Annotated in this window: 2 protein-coding genes; both read left to right on the forward strand. The window is 59.3% G+C overall.

Going from position 1 to position 3,952, the window contains the following annotated elements; genetic code table 11:
* The first annotated feature begins 875 nt into the window (after nucleotides 1–875).
* Nucleotides 876–2,114: an alpha/beta fold hydrolase gene (locus NWI01_RS18430; protein WP_244613898.1), complete on the forward strand. Its 1,239-nt coding sequence runs from the start codon at nucleotides 876–878 to the stop codon at nucleotides 2,112–2,114.
* A gap of 203 nt (nucleotides 2,115–2,317) precedes the next feature.
* Entirely contained in the window at nucleotides 2,318–3,652 is a 1,335-nt protein-coding gene (locus tag NWI01_RS18435; protein ID WP_244613899.1) for a DUF4403 family protein, read from the forward strand.
* Nucleotides 3,653–3,952 lie beyond the last annotated feature (300 nt).

Raw genomic sequence — 3,952 nt, forward strand, 5'->3', positions numbered from 1 at the left:
TGACCTAGTCTTTTTTGTGCATATCGAATCGAAAGATCAGATACGAGAGCTGAGGCGAGGAAAGAGATCGCGGCAAGAGCCGCATACTCGTCTACGTGGTTCTGACCAGATTTGTCGGCAATTTTCACGAGCCCTACGAGCGTAACGCGGGCGCCGATCATGGTCCCTGAGATGGGCAAAATATGATTCGCGAGCCCGCCGCCATGACTAAGGTTTTGTGAGCGATCCGGCATTATCTGGTATCCATTTTGCCGTTGATCCGGTCTCGGTAGCCCATATAGAAACCCCGCCGGAGCGGAGTTATATTTGCTATTGGGCCAGCGCGTTACGCCCGTCTCGACTAGGTTCAACGCGGGGCCCAGTATCCACTCGGATAGGGGCCTGTCCCCAGATGGTGGCATGCGCCGCCTGGGCCTCTGTAATTGCGGGGGCCGCATCCCTCGCCGCGATGACTTCCTGCGAAGTTTCCGCCAGGATTGGGGCCGCGTCCAAACCGATGACATGCGCCTCCCGGCCCGCGGTAACGTCCTTGACCGCACCCGTCGGCGACAGGCACGATGTCGGTGGACAATCCCGACGCAGGGGCAGCCGGCATCGCCTGCAATGGCGTTGAAACGAGGAGCAAAGCCGCAAACACATAAACAGTTCTGAGCGCATTCATTGTTTTTATCTCCTTGTTTCTTCCTGCCGGAGCGGGGCTGCGGCGGACGCGTCGCTACCCTGCACGTTGCACCATCTAAGCTTAGGATTGCGGAAGGCTGAACCAACGAATTTCTTATTTCTTGATATTCATTTCCAGTGTTGCGTGTCTCAACGATTGTTTCAACCCTATGGAGATGGAAGTCAAAGTTTTGATGAGAGCCACGAGGGCTAACATGGCTATGATAACATCATGGATTGGTAAACCTCTGCTGGTTCGCTGGTTCAGCGCGCTGACCTGCGCTGCGATCCTGTCGTTGCCGACCGCGAAAGCGCACGCGCAGACGAGATTCTATGAGGCCTCCGCGCGGGAGCTTGTGGGTGCTCCCGGCAGCATGATCCGGTCCGAGCCTTTAACGACCGCGCCCGCAGGTGCGCAGGCTTACCGCGTGCTGTATCGCTCAGTGGGCATGCATGGAGAGCCCATCGCTGTATCCGGCGTTATCATCGTTCCGCCAGGTCCTGTGCCTGCGGGAGGACGACCGATCGTGGCGTGGGCCCACCCAACGACTGGCGTCGTGCCGCATTGCGCGCCGTCGCTTGCGATTTTCGTATTCCAGCAAATGGCAGGACTCCGCCAACTGATCGAACACGGTGCCGTGGTCGCTGCCACTGACTATCCCGGCCTCGGCACTGCCGGATCGCACCCCTATCTGGTTGGTGACAGCGAAGCGCGCGCCGTAATCGACTCAGTGCGCGCTGCTCGCAGCCTGGCCGGAGTCGGAGGCGGCAACAGCTTTGCTGTCTGGGGCCATTCGCAAGGGGGGCAAGCCGCGCTTTACACGGGCCTCATCGCCAAGACCTATGCACCGGAGCTGCGCCTGGTCGGCGTTGCCGCCGCTGCGCCGGCCACGTCGCTTGTGACGCTGATGGGGGACGACTTCAAGACTTCAGGCGGCAAGAACTTGACGGCCATGACGCTGTGGTCCTGGTCACGCGTTTATGGTGCGTCAATCAAGAAGGTCGTTCTGCCTCAAGCGATTCCGATTGTCGACCGTCTCGCCAACGAATGCATCGAGTCGATTTTCGATATCGTCGAGCGCCGCCGGACCGAAAAGCCGCTCGAACGAACTTTCCTGTCCGCACCCGACATTGCGACTGTCGAACCGTGGCACTCGCTGGCCGCACGAAACACACCGGGGGTGTTGGAGCCGCAAATTCCGCTATTCCTCGCGCAGGGCACCAACGACAACATCGTCCGACCCGAGGTCACGCGCGCTTATATGCAGCAGCAGTGCAAGGCCGGCGACAAGGTCGCCATGATGTGGGTTCCTGGGGTGGGACATGGCCTTGTCGCCTACGACAGCGCCAATGCTGCGGTGAACTGGATGATGGACCGCTTTGCGGAACGACTTGTGCCGGACGACTGCGGTAAGCTCGATCCGACAACACCGGCTGAAGCGACAGCGCAGTGAACGTGGTTCACAGACGGCGACGCTTACTCCGCGAGAACGTTGGACACCGGGCAGCGTCAGCGCGCAACGGTAATACAGGACGACAGTAGATGAGGCCTATCATGCAAGTCTGTCCCAAATCACCACAGAGCAGCCTTCGCTCCTTCCTGCGTTCGGCCACCGTAGTCCTGGCCGCTTTCACGCTCGTTGCTCTGGGCTCCACCGTGTCCGCGGCCGACAAACCAGCGCTCGCGCCCGACACGGTAGCGCCTTTCAACACGGATTCACGAATCTCAGCGACTATCGAGTTTGACCTTTCAGCACTGGCCGCTGACATAGAGAAAGATATTCCCCGGCGCCTCGCCAGCATCGACGAGCGCATCAGTTGCGTACACCGGCGAGTCCTCCTGTTCCGCGTCAACGCCAATTGCGACATCTGGGGCTATGTCGAACGATCCGGACCGGTCTCGTTATACGGTCGCGGCAACCGCATCTATGGCTCTGTCCCCATCTATGGGGCGCTCGAAGGCCAGGGTGCCAACCGGTTCACCTCGCGCATTCATGGCGAAACGGAAGCCAGCGCCACGATCGAGGCGGAAGCTCATCCGCAACTCGGCCGCAACTGGAAGCTCAACCTGAATTTGAGCGATGGCTTCCGCTGGAGCGAACCACCGGTGCTGCACGTGGCGGGGCGCGAGATCCCCTTGACAAAATATGCCAACCCTCGAGTACGTGCTCAACTTGCGCAGATCAGGTCCCGAGCGTTGGCCGCGGTCCGGCACCTCGATCTCCGTGACAAGGCGGCTGCCGCCTGGAGGCATTCCTTCGAGCCAATTCAGCTCTCAGATAGCCCAGTCGTCTGGCTGCAGATTACGCCGCAGACGGTGTCCTTCGCTGGCGTTCGGGCCGATACCAAATTCCTGAGAGGTTCGCTCGAACTATCCGGGACTGCAGCAACCATGGTCGGCCAAAATCCACCGACCGTGACTGCGACGGCCCTCCCGTCACTCGGCCGCGACGTTGATGCGCCAGGCGAGTTCGACGTCATTCTTCCGGTTAAAATCGGTTACGACGTTCTCAAGGACAAGTTGAAGCAAGCGATCGCGGCGATGCCCGCGATTCTTGAGGGGTCGATTCGAGATATCGACGTCTATCCATCATCAGGAAAACTGGTCATCGGCCTGCGCGTTGCAAAGCCTTCCGATTCGGAGTCCGGTGCCGGAAATTGGATTTATCTCACTGGCGCGGTTCAAGTCGACGCAGACGGCCGGGCCATGCACCTTTCCGACCTAGCGATTGTATCCGACAGCGCAGCGATCGCCCCGCTGATCGAGCCCATCACAGCCCAACTCGGGATGAAGGCCAATGTCGATTATGGCATTGCATATGAAAATCTTCTGAACGCTGCCAACACCAAGCTCAAACGGCCACTCAAGGAGGGCTTTCGCATGGACGGACACCTCTCTTCGGCAAAACTCGAGAAGGTTTACTTGCCCGCGGACGGCATTGTCATTGCACTTCGCGCCAGCGGAAATTTGAAAATCTTGTACGGCATGTGAGAGAACAAATGCAGAGCCTCTCGGGTCAGTGATCGCGGTGAAATAGCCGCGCGCAGTTCACGCCAGGATTAGACCACCGACAGGCCGCTGACGGCTAATGATCGAGAAATGCCCGCGCCCTACCAGCGGGCTGATTACACGGTTGAGTAAGGTCTCGCGCGCGGACCCGTCATCAGCCATTGTCTGCCAGCGCGAGGCGGTCGAGCGGTTAGATCTGGCCAGAGGAGTAGCCGCCATTGGGTGGAAGGTGTGCAAGCCAGGTTGGTAAGATGACTGTATCGCCGTACTTGACGAAATACC

It is taken from the genome of Nitrobacter winogradskyi (genome assembly GCF_006539545.1).
Classification (GTDB): domain Bacteria; phylum Pseudomonadota; class Alphaproteobacteria; order Rhizobiales; family Xanthobacteraceae; genus Nitrobacter; species Nitrobacter winogradskyi_A.

What these genes read in the sequence shown, in the direction of transcription:
- NWI01_RS18430 (WP_244613898.1), top strand. Translation starts at nt 876, where the DNA reads ATGGCTATGATAACATCATGGATTGGTAAACCTCTGCTGGTTCGCTGG.